The organism is Terriglobia bacterium (assembly GCA_020072565.1).
GTDB lineage: Bacteria > Acidobacteriota > UBA6911 > UBA6911 > UBA6911 > JAFNAG01.
In genome coordinates, this window is the sequence record JAIQGI010000020.1 from 196,886 (window position 1) to 212,464 (window position 15,579).

Annotated in this window: 11 protein-coding genes; 2 read left to right on the top strand and 9 right to left on the bottom strand. The window is 60.1% G+C overall.

Annotated elements, in window-relative coordinates; translation table 11 throughout:
* The first annotated feature begins 11 nt into the window (after positions 1-11).
* Positions 12-1,712 (top strand): proline--tRNA ligase, encoded by a 1,701-nt coding sequence (locus tag LAP85_14555; protein ID MBZ5497621.1) that lies wholly within the window; start codon positions 12-14, stop codon positions 1,710-1,712.
* 5 nt (positions 1,713-1,717) lie between these two features.
* Here the strand turns inward: LAP85_14555 and xerC are convergent, their stop codons facing one another.
* The 6 genes from xerC to LAP85_14585 all read right to left on the bottom strand — a co-directional run bounded on the left by xerC (position 1,718) and on the right by LAP85_14585 (position 10,337).
* A complete protein-coding gene (xerC, locus tag LAP85_14560) occupies positions 1,718-2,662 on the bottom strand; it encodes a tyrosine recombinase XerC (GenBank protein MBZ5497622.1) in 945 nt (314 codons plus the stop codon).
* Between the two features lie 116 nt (positions 2,663-2,778).
* Positions 2,779-4,173 (bottom strand): methylenetetrahydrofolate--tRNA-(uracil(54)-C(5))-methyltransferase (FADH(2)-oxidizing) TrmFO, encoded by a 1,395-nt coding sequence (gene trmFO, locus LAP85_14565; protein MBZ5497623.1) that lies wholly within the window; start codon positions 4,171-4,173, stop codon positions 2,779-2,781.
* Between the two features lie 27 nt (positions 4,174-4,200).
* Entirely contained in the window at positions 4,201-4,611 is a 411-nt protein-coding gene (gene msrB / locus LAP85_14570; protein MBZ5497624.1) for a peptide-methionine (R)-S-oxide reductase MsrB, read from the bottom strand.
* Positions 4,612-4,743: 132 nt separating this feature from the next.
* Entirely contained in the window at positions 4,744-6,462 is a 1,719-nt protein-coding gene (locus LAP85_14575; protein ID MBZ5497625.1) for a TolC family protein, read from the bottom strand.
* A 163-nt stretch (positions 6,463-6,625) separates the two neighbouring features.
* Positions 6,626-8,008 (bottom strand): sigma-54 dependent transcriptional regulator, encoded by a 1,383-nt coding sequence (locus tag LAP85_14580; protein ID MBZ5497626.1) that lies wholly within the window; start codon positions 8,006-8,008, stop codon positions 6,626-6,628.
* 22 nt (positions 8,009-8,030) lie between these two features.
* Positions 8,031-10,337 (bottom strand): HAMP domain-containing protein, encoded by a 2,307-nt coding sequence (locus LAP85_14585; protein ID MBZ5497627.1) that lies wholly within the window; start codon positions 10,335-10,337, stop codon positions 8,031-8,033.
* A 215-nt stretch (positions 10,338-10,552) separates the two neighbouring features.
* Here LAP85_14585 and LAP85_14590 point away from each other — a divergent pair, with 215 nt between their 5' ends.
* Positions 10,553-11,515, top strand: coding sequence for a GDP-mannose 4,6-dehydratase (locus tag LAP85_14590; protein ID MBZ5497628.1), 963 nt, complete (start codon positions 10,553-10,555; stop codon positions 11,513-11,515).
* A 99-nt stretch (positions 11,516-11,614) separates the two neighbouring features.
* On the opposite strand, the gene LAP85_14595 is transcribed toward LAP85_14590, so the two are convergent.
* Genes LAP85_14595 through LAP85_14605 form a run of 3 tightly spaced genes read right to left on the bottom strand, consistent with a single transcriptional unit; the run spans position 11,615 to position 15,460 of the window.
* On the bottom strand, positions 11,615-13,480 hold the full coding sequence (locus tag LAP85_14595) for a TRAP transporter large permease subunit (protein MBZ5497629.1): 1,866 nt from the start codon (positions 13,478-13,480) through the stop codon (positions 11,615-11,617).
* Complete coding sequence (gene dctP / locus LAP85_14600) at positions 13,438-14,484, bottom strand: TRAP transporter substrate-binding protein DctP (GenBank protein MBZ5497630.1); 1,047 nt, start codon at positions 14,482-14,484, stop codon at positions 13,438-13,440. Before dctP ends, LAP85_14595 begins: the two co-directional genes overlap by 43 nt.
* A complete protein-coding gene (locus tag LAP85_14605; protein ID MBZ5497631.1) occupies positions 14,456-15,460 on the bottom strand; it encodes a TRAP transporter TatT component family protein in 1,005 nt (334 codons plus the stop codon). Before LAP85_14605 ends, dctP begins: the two co-directional genes overlap by 29 nt.
* Positions 15,461-15,579 lie beyond the last annotated feature (119 nt).

Genomic DNA, 15,579 nt, shown 5'->3' on the forward strand with positions numbered 1-15,579 from the left:
AGGAGCATGATATGCGCTGGTCAAAGATCTTCATCCCGACTCTGCGGGACAATCCTGCGGACGCGGAGTTCCCTTCCCACCAACTGCTGATTCGCGGCGGCTTCATCCGTCAGCTTGCAGCGGGGATTTACTCCTTCCTCCCGCTGGGGCAGCGCACCATGCTCCGGATCGCAAACATCATCCGCGCAGAGTTGGACGCCGCCGGTGCGCAGGAGTTCTTCCTGCCCGCGCTTCATCCGGCGGACCTCTGGCAGGAAACCGGGCGCTGGAGCGACATGGGCGAAAACATGTTCCGCCTGAAGGATCGCGCCAATCGTGATCTCTGCCTGGGCATGACCCACGAGGAGATTTTCACGGACATCGCCCGCAAGGAGATCCGATCCTACAAGGACCTGCCGCAGATCTGGTATCAGATTCAGATGAAGTTTCGCGATGAAGCCCGCCCCAAATCAGGCCTTCTGAGGCTGCGCCAGTTCATCATGAAGGATTCCTATTCCTTCGACGTCGACCAGGAGGGGCTGGACCGGAGCTACAGCCTGCATCACGACGTGTACTGCCGCATCTTCACACGCTGCGGCCTGAAGTTCGTGGACGTCGAAGCCAGTTCGGGCGCCATGGGGGGGAGCCAGTCGCAGGAATTCATGGTTCGGACAGAGGCGGGGGAGGATTTTGTCGCCACCTGCGAGTGCGGCTACGCCGCCAACCTCGAGCGCGCCTCCTCGAAGATTGCCAGGATCACCGACCCGCCCGCCGCCGGGGTGCCGCACGAGGTCCATACGCCGGGCCAGAAGACGATTGCCGAGATAGCCGGTTTCCTCAAGGTTCCACCCACCCACCAGATCAAGTCGCTGGTGTATATGGTCAATGACCGCCCTTACGTGTTTTTGCTCCGCGGCGATCATCAGCTGAACGAATCCAAAGTCATGGCTGCACTGGGCACTTTTCAGGCGCGCCCCGCCCATCCCGAAGAAATCCGAGCTGCCTTCGGTGCCGATGCCGGCAGCCTTGGGCCCGTAGGCGTAAACAACATGCCGGTCTATGCCGACCTGGAGCTGCAGGGTCGCCAGAACCTCACCTGCGGAGCCAACAAAAACGACTATCACCTTCAGGGCGTCACACCCGGTGTTCATTTCCAGCCGGTCTGGGCAGACCTCAGGACCGTCGAAAAGGGTGAGGGCTGCATCCAGTGCGGCCGCCCGCTCGACGTGTACCGGGCAGCAGAAGTGGGCCACATTTTCAAGCTGGGCACAAAGTACTCGCAAAGCATGGGTGCCATGGTTCTCACGGCTGATGGGAAGCAGACTCCGATTGTCATGGGAAGCTACGGCATCGGCGTGGAACGCATCATGACCTCCGCCATCGAGCTCTTCCACGATGCCGATGGCATCATCTGGCCCGTCTCGATCGCGCCGTTTACCGTAATCATCACGCCGGTCAACTACAAGGGCGACATGCAGGCGGCAGCCGATAAGCTGTATGGTGAGTTGCGCGCCGCCGGCATCGATGTGCTGCTCGATGACCGCGCCGAGCGCCCCGGCGTGAAGTTCAAAGACGCCGACCTGATCGGAATCCCGTTCCGGGTCGTACTCGGGCCGGAGAAACTCAAACAGGGCAAGGCGGAGCTGTTCACGCGGGCGACCAGGAAAACCGAACTCATCGATCTCGCAGAAATCGTCTCCCGGCTGAAAAACCTCTGCGCCGAAACGCTTTGACGCACTCAGGATTTTTTGGCGCGGGGATGGCACGACCGGTAGACACGCACCAACTGTTCGGTCGAAACATGGGTGTACTTCTGCGTTGTAGAAAGGCTCTCGTGGCCTAGAAGCTCCTGGATGGAACGCAGATCCGCACCGGCGTTGAGCATGTGGGTGGCGAAGGTGTGGCGCAAGGTGTGCGGGTGCACGCGCAGTCTCTGAGCCAGCCGTACCACATGCCGATCGACGATGCCGGCTACTCCCCTGGTCGTCAGCCGCTCCCCGCGGAAGTTGAGAAAAACCGCATCGCCCGCCGGTGCCGCACCGGTTTTCCTCTCCTTCGCGCAGAGCTCGCCGCGCACTTCGATGTAGGCCCGGAGCGCCTCGGCGGCCTTTCGGCCGAAAGGAACGATGCGTTCCTTGCGCCCCTTCCCAAGCACGCGGATAAGCCCTCCATCGAGGTCAAGGCCTTCCCTGTCGAGGCCCACCAGCTCGCTCACGCGGATTCCGGTCGCATAGAAGAGTTCGAAAATCGCCTGGTCGCGCAAACCCAGCCTGGTGCTCTCACAGGGCGCCTCGAGGAGTTCGGCAACCGCATCGGTCGTCAGATACTCGGGAAGGCGCTTCTCCTGCCTGGGTGAGGCGACATTCTTGCCGGGGTTGGTCGGGATGACACCCTGGCCCGCGAGATACTTCATGAAGGAACGGAGCGCGGCCAGCTTCCGTGCGACCGACGACTTCCGGTTCTGCCGCTGATAAAGCACTCCCAGGAATTCGCGGATCGTCAGGTTGTCGATCTGCTCCAGTTCAGGTTCCGGCCGCGACTCTCCGGCAGGCGTGTGCGTCAGGTAATGATGGAACTGATACAGGTCGGAAGCATAGTTGCGCAGAGTATGCGGAGAAGCATCCCGCTCATAACGAAGGTGAGCCAGATACTGCTCAATCCAGGAGGCCAGCGTCAGACTCATTGCTATCCCAAATTTCCGCGTTGACAGCCGCAAAGGACAAACAGGCAATGCATAGGATTTTGGATTGAACAGACCTCCAGTGCCCAGTCAATTATCATGCAGGAAAAATCCAAAATCTAAAATCCAAAATCCCCGGGGCTTCTGCCCCCCTGCTCCCGGTCGGAGGGCAGAGGGCGGAGGTCGGGAGCCTGCGATTCCAGGGACTCGATCCATAGGTCCATCGTCTTGAGTGCGCCCGCCACCTGCATTTGGTGGCGCTGCTTCCGGTCGCGTACCTTTCTGATCTCTCCGACAGGTTCGGGCAGCAACCCGAAGCTGATGTTGGCCGGCTGAAAGCCATCGGGCGCCGCATGACTGATGTAGTGCAGAAGACTGCCGCACGCGGTCGAGCGCGGCGCCGCGACGGCCTCCTTTGCGCGTGCCAGGCGGGTGGCGTTGATCCCGGCAAGCAAGCCTGTCGCTATCGATTCGACATAGCCTTCCACGCCGCAGATTTGTCCCGCGAAGAACAGGTCGGGCCGCTTCCGCGTCTGGAGCGTCGCGTTCAGCAGTGCAGGGGCGGACAGGTAGGTGTTCCGGTGAATCTGGCCGAACCGGAGAAACTCTGCATTCTCGAGCCCCGGAATGAGGCGGAAGACCCGCTGCTGTTCCGGAAATCGCAGGTGGTTTTGAAACCCGACCAGATTATAGCTGTCTGCCATGAGGTTTTCCTGGCGCAGCTGCACGACCGCATAGGGGCGGCGGTTGGTGCGCGGATCGGTCAGCCCCACCGGCTTCATGGGCCCGAAGCGCAGGGTATCGATGCCTCGGCGGGCCAGTTCCTCGATCGGCAGGCAACCCTCGAAATAGAGAGCCCTTTCGAACTCGCGCACGGGGACCGATTCGGCTGCGATCAGGGCTTCATAGAAGCGACGGTACTCCATCTGGGTCATAGCCGCATTAAGGTAGTCTTCACCGCCCTTGCCATAGCGCGAGGCTGCAAACAGCCTGGTCTCATCGACCGTTGCCGCATCGACGATCGGCGATATCGCGTCATAGAAATAGAGGTGGCCGGTGCCGGCAAATCCGGCGATGGCCCGCAATAGCGAGGGGGAGGTCAGAGGGCCCGTGGCCACAATAGTGATTCCTTCAGCAGGGAGAGATGTGACCTCCGCGCGCGTGATCTGGATGCGGGGCGAGTTCAGGATCTCCTCGGTAACCCTGCGGGAGAACAGTTCACGATCCACCGCCAGCGCATGACCGGCCGGAACGCATACCTCATCCGCAACGCGCATGAGCAGGCTGCCAAGACGCCGCAATTCTTCTTTCAGCAGGAACGGCGCGGTTCCGGGGAGATTCGACTTCAAAGAGTTGCTGCAGACCAGTTCCGCGAATTCTCCGGACTTATGGGCCGGAGTCAGGACCGCGGGGCGCATCTCGTGCAGACAAGCCTGAAGCCCGCTGCGAGCGACCTGCCAGGCGGCCTCTGCTCCCGCCAGCCCCCCGCCGATGATCGTCACATCCGGTCTCATCGTTCTTCTATTTTCATCCACAAGTCGTCATTCGTCACTTGCTTTGTCCGGGGTGAATTTGAGCGCGGCGGAATTGATGCAATAGCGCAAGCCCGTCGGCCCAGGCCCATCCTCGAACACATGGCCGAGGTGGCTCTCGCAGCGGCTGCATACCACTTCCACCCGGTGCATGGAATGACTGTCGTCGGGCGCGGTCTCGACGTTTTCAGGATCCGTCGGAGCCGAAAAGCTCGGCCAGCCGCAGCCGGCGTCGAACTTGGTGTCCGAGTCGAACAAGTCGGCGCCGCAGGCAACGCATTTGTAGACACCTTTGTCGCGGGTGTTCCAATAGGCGCCGGTGAACGGTCTCTCGGTCTGCTTCCGTCGCGTCACCTCATATTGCTCCGGGGTCAGTTCCTTTTTCCATTCGGCCTCGCTCTTGGTGATCTTTCCGGCCATATGCTCCTCCACCGGTACTCCTGCTATAAAGATACCCCCGTGATGCAAACCGCAATGACCTCGAAGACCGCAATGAACATGAAACGCCTTCTCAGCGGTCTTTGAGGTCTTTACGGTCTGAACCCGGCCCGCCTACTTTTTGGGCAGGTTCAGGGCATCATCGAGCACGATGTTGTGAACCGACAGGGTGTCACCCACGGCCTGGTCGAGGGCAATGCGGCTCTGGATCCAGCCGATCTTCGCCTGCAGCAGCACACTCTGCGCATTCTGCAGATCCCGCTGCGCCTGGACGACGAGGAAAGTCGTGCTTGCCCCGAGCATGTACTTGTCTTGCTCCCCCTGGAGGCGCTTCTCCTGATAGTCAACAGCGACCTGGGCAGCTGCGACGCTGTCCTGGTTCAACGCGACACTGTCGTAGGCCTGGCGCACCTGCAGGATTATCTGCTGCCGCAAGGAGCGCAGGCTTTCCTCTCCCTGGTTGTAGGTAATTTGCGCCTGGGCGCTGTTGGCGCGCGCCTGATCATTACCGATCGGAACCTTGAGGTTGAATCCCACGGCGTAGCCCAGGTAGCTGCCGCTGAAAAGAGAACTGAGCGAATCTCCGAACCCACCGGGCGTGATTGCGATGATCGGCGCATTGAGAAATCCCTGGGAGAAGTCTCGAATAATATTGTCCCCACCGAGCCCGCTTTGCGAATAGTTCACAGTGAGGTCGAGCACGGGCCGGATCTGGTTCCTGGCGTAGTCGACCTGGATCTTGTTGTTTGCCTGGTTCAGCAGCTGGGATTTGACTTCCGGCCGGATTTCCAGGGCGCGCTGAGTGGCATCGGTCACGCTGCCCGCCGGGGCCGGAGGCGGCAACGGCCTGCTGGTCGGCACAATTGTGGCCGCAATCAGGGCGGCAGCCGACCGGGACGAAATCAGCTTCTTGAGCTGGTCCTCCGTGATCCGCCGATTGTAACGCGATACTATCAATTGCTGGTTGACGCTCGCCGCCTGCGCCTGCGCCTGGAGGACGTCCAGCGGTGCCATCGTCCCTACCTGCTCTTGAATTTGAGTCTGTTCGAGTGTCAGCTGCGCCAGCTTCAGGGAAGCCTCTTTGACCTTGATATCTTCATCGTTGAACACCAGGTTCCAGTAAGTATTGAGCACGTTGTTCACGATGTTGATCACGCCGGCTGAAAAGTTCTCGACTGAGATGTCGTAATTATTTCGGGCGACGCGCAGAAAGCGCGCACGGCTGATGTTGCCGAAGCCCTGCAGCAGGTGCTGCGTGGCACCTATACTCCAGACCGAAGCGATCGAGGGGTTCAGACTTGAGAAAGGGCTGTTGGTCCGACCCCGCGTGGCGCTGAAGTTGAAATCGAAGTCCAGGCCGGGCTCAAACGGCTTGTGCACGTTCAGGCTGTAGAGGCTCGTGAGGTTGAGCACGGGCGCGCCTCCCTGCAGGGCGCTGGACGCCGGGGTCACACTGCGGTTGAGGCTGGGACCAAACGAGACCGTCGGGTTCAGCACCGCCCTCCCACTCTCGATGCCCCACAACTGAAAATAGGGGGTATAGCGCAGGACATTAATGTCGACATTGTTCGCAAGGGCCAGGTTGACGGCGTCCTGTTCACTGATCTCCAGCTTCCCATCCTTGATCATGGAATCGAGCAGGCTTTCCCCGCGCACCTGGATGGTGCGGACAGCAGGAGTCGCGTAGTTGCTGCTGAAGATGCGAGTGAACGGATTCCCCTGCGGCTGGAGCTGAGGGGTTTCCTTGTCCTGGGCAGAGAGCGGGAGTGCAAGCAGCGCCCACATGCCCCAGGTCATCAGTTTGCAGGTCAATGGGTTTTTGATATGGGCCATGGTGTCCCCCAAGTCTTTTTGATTCCGGTGCCACTTAATCAAGTTACTGCAATGCCATGGGTCAAGCAATCCTCAGACCTCCGACAACCGCCCGGGAGCCCCAGGCCGGAGGTCGCAGATCAGATGTCGGAACCCGGTTTCGGGCCCCGATATCTCTGCGGCTTTAATCCGCATCCCCGTTTTCACGTCCCGAATAGGGGATGCCCAGTTGCCTCATCTTGCGATAGAGATTGCTGCGCTCGATCTGCAGCACCTGAGCCGCGCGGCTCACGTTTCCTTTGTGCTCCACCAGCTTGCGCAGGATGAACGAGCGCTCGAACTTCTCGCGGGCGTCCTGCAGCGACGCGGCCCCATCGGGCGCGGGAACAGCCAGGATCGTGCGCTGAAGTATGGCTTCCGGCAGGTCGTAAACGTCCAGACGCTGCTGCGGCGTCATGATGATGAACCTCTCCATGATGTTGCGCAGTTCCCGGACGTTGCCCGGCCAGGGATAGCACTCGAGAATCTCCAGCGCCTTTCGTGTGAAGGTGGGGAGTTTCCGCCCGTATTTCTCGGCAAAATCCTCCAGAAAGTAGCGGGTGAGCGCCTGGATGTCCTCCTTGCGCTCACGCAGGGGAGGGAGCTGAAACGGAATCACGTTGAGGCGATAATACAAATCCTCACGGAAGTTGCCCAGTTCGATCTCCTTCTCGAGATCCTTGTTGGTGGAAGCAATCACGCGGACGTCTACGCGCAACGCGGTATTGCCGCCCACGGGCGTAAAGCGCTGCTCTTCCAGCACCCGCAGCACTTTGGCCTGGGTTTTGGAACTCATGTCGCCTACTTCGTCGAGGAACAGCGTGCCGCCGTCCGCCTGTGCGAATTTCCCTTCCTTGTCTTCGCCGGCGCCCGTGAAGGATCCTTTCACATGGCCAAACAGCTCGCTCTCGATGAGTTCTTCGGGAATAGCAGCGCAGTTCATTTCGATGAAGGGCTGATCCCGGCGCTGACTGTGCAGGTGCAGCAGGTGAGCCACCAGCTCTTTGCCCGTCCCATTTTCCCCGCAGATGAGCACGCGCCCGTTGGTCGGAGCGGCGAAGGCAATCTGCTGGCGCAAAGCCTGCATGGGGACCGACTCGCCGATCATGACGTACTTCTGTTCGATCTGCTCCCGCAACAGCCGATTCTCTTCCTCGAGGCTGCGCTGATGCAGCGCGTTTTTGACCACCAGGAGAGTCTTCTCGAGCGACAGCGGCTTTTCGACGAAGTCGAAGGCGCCGAGTTTCGTGGCGCGGACGGCAGCCTCGATCGACGCGTGCCCGGAGATCATGATGACACTGGTGGCGGGAGCGGCCTTGCGCACCTGCTCGAGCACCTGAAGCCCGTCCATGCCGGGAAGCCAGATGTCGAGCAGCACCACGGCATATTCCTTCCTGGACATGAAGGCAAGGCACTCCTCGCCGCTCGACACCCCTTCGGCATCGAATCCCGCATCTTCCAGAATGCCCTGGAGCGAGGACTGCACACCCTGTTCATCGTCGACGATGAGGATTCCGGCTCTGGTCATAGCTGCCTATTTTGTTCTCTCTTCAGGAAGGCGCCAAGGGCAAATCGATCACGATCTTGGTTCCCAGGGGCGAGTTCGGCTCGGCACGCACCTGGCCGTGGTGATCGGAGACAACCTGGCGGACGATTGCGAGCCCCAATCCCGTCCCGCCTCTTCGGGTCGAGAAATAGGGGAGGAAAAGGCTGTCCTGGTATTCCTTTGGAAAACCGCGCCCGGTGTCGCTGATCTCGATGCGGACCGAATGCTGCTGGGTGTTGCGGCTGGTGCGAATTCTGAGGATTTTGGTGCGGGCATTGTTGCCGGCCATCGCCTCAAGCGCGTTGTCGAACAGGTTGATGAACACACGCTTCATCTGTTCTGCGTCCAGGCGGACCAGGGGCAGACCGGCATCAAAAATCCTCTCGATCTGAACGTCCTGAATTCGACCATTGTAAAGACTCAATGCATTTTCGAGAATGCGGTGCAGATCCGTCTCTTCCAGGCGCACCCCCGGGAGCCGGGCAAAACCCGAGAATTCATCCACGAGCGTCTTGAGCGAGTCGGCTTCCTTGATGATGGTCTGCACGCATTCCTCGAGCAGATTGTCGTACGCCGCCAGCTGGTCACGCCAGACCTCCCGCTGTGCCGCCCTCCCGGGCAACGGGATCTGGCGGAAGCGGTGCAACATGCGCTCGGCTGAAAGCTGAATCGGTGTCAGCGGATTTTTGATCTCGTGCGCCAGGCGCCGTGCGACCTCCTGCCACGCAGCCATTTTTTCCGCACTCAGCAACTCCGTCAGGTCATCCAGCACTATCACCCACCCGGTGCGCTGCTCCGAGCTGTCCACCAGCGGGGTCACCGTCGCCGCCAGATGCAGGGTCTTGCCTTCAAGATTGAGATCAAGATCCCGGACTACAGGCCCCAGTACGCTCGACTTGCGCAACAGCATGCGCAGCGTGTCACGGGCCGGCCCCTTCACCACATCCTCCAGACGAAGATCGTCGTTTTGCCCCTGCACCTCGAGCATCTGCTCGGCGGCACGGTTCATCGTGCGGATGCCCTGGCTGCTGTTCAGGACCAAAACGCCCGTGGGAATCGCCTGCACGATCGTTTCGATAAAACGCCTGCGGTCATCAAGCTTGACGTTGGTTTCCCGCAGGCTGTTCTGCGCTGCCTCGATGTTTATCTTGTTTTCCTGGAGTTCAGCCGTCATACGGTTGAACGATGCTACCAGGTCTTCCAGCTCGTCAAAGGCAGCGCATTGGACCCGGTAATCCAGATTCCCGGCCGTTACGGCGGCCGCTCCTTCGGCCAGCGCCTGGATGGGAACCGTGATGCGCTTGGCGAGGTACATGGCAAACCAGGAGAAGGCAAACACGATCAGAAGCGTGGAGAGTGCGAAGATCAGCAGAGTGGTGAATTGCACCGCCGCCTTCTCGCGCTGAAGCTGACCGTATTTTTCGTAGGCGTCCGTCACCGATTGGTAGGCTTCCATCACCGATTTGGCGTTGACTTGGGCGATGCCCGGAATCATCGTTTCGGTTACTACAGCGCCTATGATCTCCCCGTCTCTGTTGCGAATCGGGGCCGTGGCCCAGATCATATCTTTCTGAGCGTCCTTGGGCGGGGAGGCTTGCACTTCGAAGGAGGACTGGCCGTGCAGAGCGCCTGAAACCAGCCTGGCTAACGCCGTTTCCTGATCGCGGAGCGAAACTCGCACGCCCGATTCGCCCGCGAGCGCGCCGCCCTTGCCATAAATGCGAATGCTGTCGATTCGGCAAAGCCTGCGCAGCTCCGACAGCGCCTGCACCAGTTCAGCCGGGAGCGGCGGCTGCATGCTATCGTTCATGCCGACCCGGGCGGCAACGTTCACTGCAAATTCCCGGGCCCTCTGGGTGGTCTCCTCGTAATACTGCTGGGCGATGGCCCGGCTGTCATCCTGCAGCAGAGTCGCCGGCGTGCTTAACCACTGCTCGATGGGTCCCTTCACCAGCCAGTAGGCCAGGGAGAACAGCAGCACAGCCGGCAGCAGCGACAGAACCACGAAAATGCTGACCATCTTGGTTCTGAAGCGGCTCCCGACCTGCCCGCTCTTGCGCTCGAAGTAGAGCTTGATAAGGTTGCGCCCCAGGACGGTGGCCAGGATCAGCAGTGCAAGCACGACCAGCACAGTCGCCACCCACAGCTGATAGGTGCGGGACAGGAACTTCGGGCTTCCGATCGAGGGCTGATGCAGGAAATATTGCGTCGCCGTCAGCGCCAGGACCAGGAATGCGATCGTAGCCAGAACGTAGCGGCGCGTGCGTGAGGTGTTCTTATCCGGCTGGTTGGTGCTCGACGGGTCGCTCATGAGGATATACCCGGGCCAAGCCTGTAATTATATGCCAACACTTTACCAACCGCAAAGACGCGAAGACTGCAAGAACATGAGATAGTGGTTTTTTTGAGGCTTTGAGCGTTCGCGCCTTTGCGATGTCTCCTCTGCATTAAACTTGCGCATTCAGATGGGCATTGACGCTCGGCCCGGAAAATATTAGATTCGCTCCCTGATTCAGAGGAGATTCCGTGAAAGTACTCATCACCGGCGGCGCAGGCTTCATCGGTTCCTATCTTTCGGAGGCGTATCTCGAGCGCGGCCATGAAGTCTATGTCATCGACGACCTTTCCACCGGCAGGCTGGAGAACATAAAAGGCCTCCTGAAAAACCCGAGCTTCCATTTCCTCAACGACACCATCCTCAACCGTGAGGCGATGCTCGAATTGACGGGCATCTGCGACGTCGTCGTTCACCTGGCTGCGGCCGTGGGTGTCAAGCTCATCATCGATGAGCCGCTCAAGTCGATTCATACCAACATCGCCGGCACCGAGATCGTCCTGGAACTGGCCAACAAGTTTCGCAAGAAGACGTTTCTGGCCTCAACTTCCGAGATCTACGGCCGGAACTCGAAGGTGCCGCTGTGCGAAGACGACGAGCGCACTTACGGCTCGACTGCGGTCGCGCGCTGGAGCTACGCCGCCACCAAGGCCATGGACGAATTCCTGGCGCTGGCCTATTACCGGACCAAACAGCTTCCCGTGATCGTGGCGCGCTTCTTCAACACGGTCGGCCCTCGCCAGACCGGGCGCTACGGCATGGTGGTTCCCCGATTCGTGGGCCAGGCGCTGCGCAACGAGCCGTTGACCATCTACGGAACCGGCGCGCAAACCCGCACCTTCACCTACGTGGGGGATGTGGTCCAAGGGGTGATGGCCTTGATCGATGAGCCCCGGGCGGTGGGTGAGATCTTCAACGTCGGAGGCGATGAGGAGATCTCCATCAACGACCTGGCCAATCGGGTCAAGAAATTGACTGGAAGCTCATCGCCTATCGAATATATACCCTACGAGCGGGCATACCAGGAAGGGTTCGAAGACATGGAGCGCCGCGTTCCCGACGTCAGCAAACTCAAGAGGACCGTGGGCTACACCAACACCCATGACCTGGATTCCATGCTCGAGAAAATCATCGAGCACGAACGGACCCGCTAGGGTGTTTCTTTGCGAAGCGGCAAGAGCCTGTGCCGTTTCAGCCTTAGGCTTGAAATCCGTGGCTCTTGTTCATTGCTTTATTCTGCCGCTTCCCAATCGCTATGGACGCTTGCCTACCAGCCTCAGGATGCCCAACGACATCGAGTCGGTATAAGTGATGAGGAGCACACCGATGCCCGTTATGACCAGAAAGGGAAGGATGTGGCGGTACAGGCTCGTCAGCGGTTTATTGAAGCGGGAAGAGGACAGGAACAGGTTTAAGCCGACGGGCGGGAACAGAAAACCCATCTCCAGGTTCGCCAGGAAGATCACACCGAGGTGAATCGGGTCAATGTTGAACGCTGCACCGATCGGCGCAATTACCGGCGCGAGGATGATGATCGCCGAATAGATCTCGAGGACACTGCCCAGGATGAGCAAGATGACATTGAGCACGAGCAGGAACACTATCTGAGAGTGGATATGGGTCTGAACCCACCCCAACAGCTGGTCGGTGAGATGGATGTCGACCATGTAATTGGTCAATCCCATCGCCACGCTCAGGAGTGTCAGCACGGCTCCCATCAGGATCGAGGCCTTTAGGAGAATCCCCGGCAGTTCCGAGAAGATCTTTATGTCGCCGGTGACGAAGCACTCGATGATCACCACGTATGCCAACGCCGCAGCCGCCGTCTGAAGCATTGTGGTGAGCCCGCTCGCGAAGATGACCACGATAAAGACGGGCAACAGAAGTTCCCATTTGGCCAACCAGGCGGAGGCAAACACCTCGCGCCACGAGAACTTCAGGTACGCGCGTTCGGCGCGGCGGCCGATCAGGATGCCATAGATTGCTGTGAGCACAACGAGCAGCAGGCCGGGCAACAGTCCGGCGAGGTACAGATCCCCAGCCGGCACACTCTGGCTCCGGTTGCTGGCAACGACGCTGTAGAGAATAACAGGAAGGCTGGGCGGGAAAAGCAGGCCGAGGCTTCCCGACGCCGTCACGAGGCCCAGAGAAAATCCCTCGGAATAACCATCCTTGCGAAGGATAGGATAGACGAGCCCCCCGAGCGCAATGATGGTCACGCCGGATCCGCCCGTAAAGGTCGTGAAAAGCGCGCAGACCGCAGCCACCATCACAGCGATGCCGCCCGGCAGCCAGCCGAAGATGGCACGGAAGAACCGGACCAGGCGCTCCGCGGCGTTGCTTTCGGCCAACACATAGCCGGCCCCGGCAAGCAGCGGGATCGCGGGGAGCGTTGGAGATGCCACGAGCCGGTAAACCTCGGCGGAGACCGCCGCTACCGGCGTGCCGTCATGGAAGAACAGCACGAGGGCGATACCGCCCATCGCGACAAACACCGGGGCTCCAAGCAACGCCGCAGCCAGGATCACCAGCGTGAGCGGCCATACGTTCGTTGCCTGCTCCGGAGGCAGCCAGTTCAGCGCGAACGCCGCAGGGATCGCAAGCAGCGCAATCGCGCGGCCCCACCACCTGTTCGAGGCCTTCCACGCAAACACCAACGCCATCAGGCCGAGCGCGATCGGCATGATGGTCTCGCTGAGCCATTCCGGAAGCCCGATGGGGAGAATCTTCGGTTCGATGGCGTTGACCCTTACCACCTGGGCGCTGGCGTACGCCAGCACCGCCAGCACCGCGGCCGATACCGAGTAGGATAGCAACCGCGAGAGGGTTCGCCACAAACCGACGCCGAAAAACTCCGTGGTCGAGAGCGTCAGATGTTTCAGTTGACTGGCGGCCGCCAGACCGCCCACGAAGGCGAGCCAGAGAGTCAAGTGCTTGACGTAGTCGGCGGAGCCGGCAATGTGGAGTCCACCGAGCGGCCGCCCTACGACCTCGATGAGCGGCAACAGCATGGCCAAGGCTAGCGCGCCGACCAACAACCCCTGTTCCGTGCGGCGGCATATAAGAGTGAAAGCATTCACTTTTTTGTCGCCTTTTGGCTGCGGTACTCGTCCCGATATCTCAGTGCTTCGTCGTATGCGTCTGCCGGCGCAAAGTCACCACGAATTTTACTCTTGGCTTTGTCGACAGTAGCGCGCCACTGTTCGTACGTCTTCGCATCGATCGGGACGACGTTCAGGCCCCGCGCTTTCATGCTCTGGACGTCGGTACCCGCGCCCTGGCGGACGGCTGCCTGGAGCTTCTGCCCGGTCTCACGCTCCACCTGCATCAGCGCAGGCTTGATGTCGGCGGGGATCTTGTCCCAGACATCTTTTCTGATCACGGTGGCCCCCAGGATCAGTGCCCAGTTGATGTCGGTCATGTTCTTCGCGTTCTCGAAGTAACGCATAATGACGGCGACCTGGGACGACGCTGTGAAGGCCTCGTAGGACCCGGTCTGGAGGCCGGTCACCAGATCCGAGGTGCTGCCGGGGCGGGGGTTGAAGCCGGCCGACCTCCAGATCTCCATCGACTTCGGGTCGCCTTGCCACTGGAAGAGCACCAGCTTTTTCAGATCGTCGGGTGTGGCGACAGGCTTCTTGGAGAAAAAATGCAGCCACCCCCCATCCATCCAGTTCAGAACAACGAAGCCCTTGGCCTCCATGGTGCTTTCGAGCCGGGGGCGCATCTTCTCGAGGACCGCATAGACCTCGTCATAATCCTCGTACATCATCGGCACGCTGAGCGCATAAATCGACTTGTCGATCTCGGCAAGCCCCACGGAGGTGAGCACGGCCGCGTCCAGGATGCGCAGGTTCATCTTGCGCACGAGGTCGGGGTCGTCCCCCTGTGTGCCCCAGTACGGTGGGGGGACGCGCACCTTCCCACCGGACAACTTGTTCCACTTGATGAAGCCCTCCAGCAGAATATCACGCCAGGACGACTGATCCGGCACTAAGGAGCCGACCTTCACCGTCACCTGAGCAATGGCCACCGGCAGCGCCAGCCCTCCGGCACATCCGACCGTAAGCGCGATGCCCAGGAGGCGCGTGCATCTACTGGTGTATATCCGTAAGGATTTCATGCGACATATCCCCATTCTTAGGCCCCGAATCTCTCGAGGTTCGGGGGCGTTGCCGCTCACCGGTGAACAACTCGTCAATGCGCGCGAGCAGCCAGCGCGCTCGCCGCTGCGACACGACATTGGCGAGCCGCTGATTGGGGGCCTGATTGATATCGATCTTCAGGGCCGCGTCCAGCATGGTCTGGAACTCCTTTTTGTTCTGGGTCCCGACTGAGACGACTTCGGCCATAGAAACATAGGAGCCTGCACGAAGCCCCTTTGACAGCGCCACCGCCAGCTCAAAGTGCCGGCGTGCCTTCTCGTACGAGCCCCCAGCCGACGCGTGACCGCCTTCCCACGAGATGAAGAAGTCGTGAATCGAGCCCGTTTCCCACCCTTCATCCAGGGCGAGCGCACGCTGCATGATCTTCTCCATCAGGGACTGGTCAGCCGACAGCTCGGAGTCTGCTTTGTTGATGGCAAAGGCCGCCGCCCACGCTGCGCCGGTCCAGTAGAGCAGCGGGACGCGCTTTTTGGTGATCTTGGCCAAAGCCATGTCGGGATCTTTCCGCAGCAGATCACGGAATCCGGGGCATTCAACCTCGAGCCCGCGCATTCCATAGCCCAATGCGCGGAGATACAGCTTCTTGGCCCGGGCACGCATTTCCTTGGCGCGCTCGAAATCCTGCTCTTCGATATAATCGGCTTCCTGCTGTACGAACGCATAGGCGTACTCTGTGAATCCGCTGCTCGCGGCAGTCAGTAGCCCCTCATGCTTCGGCGCCTGCTCGATGAGGCTCTCGATGGTCTTCAACGCGAATGGAACGGCATCGCGCACAAGTTCAGGGTCGTCGTCTTTCCCAAAGGCGGAGCTGCCTTCCGACAGAGCATTTCCCAGCGTGTTGATCGCAATCCTCTTGATGGAGCAGCCTGAGAGGGTCATCGCCAGCATGCCGACGCCATAAATCGCCACACAACACCTGAACCTTCCCCCCATAGCATCCAATCCTCGCATTCAATCTGTGTTGGCTGGCAGCCTGCTGATCGCCCGGATTTCAGGATATCATGGGACCGGCACGGGATACATCCAGAGAATTCCGGTTGCCCGCCAACACG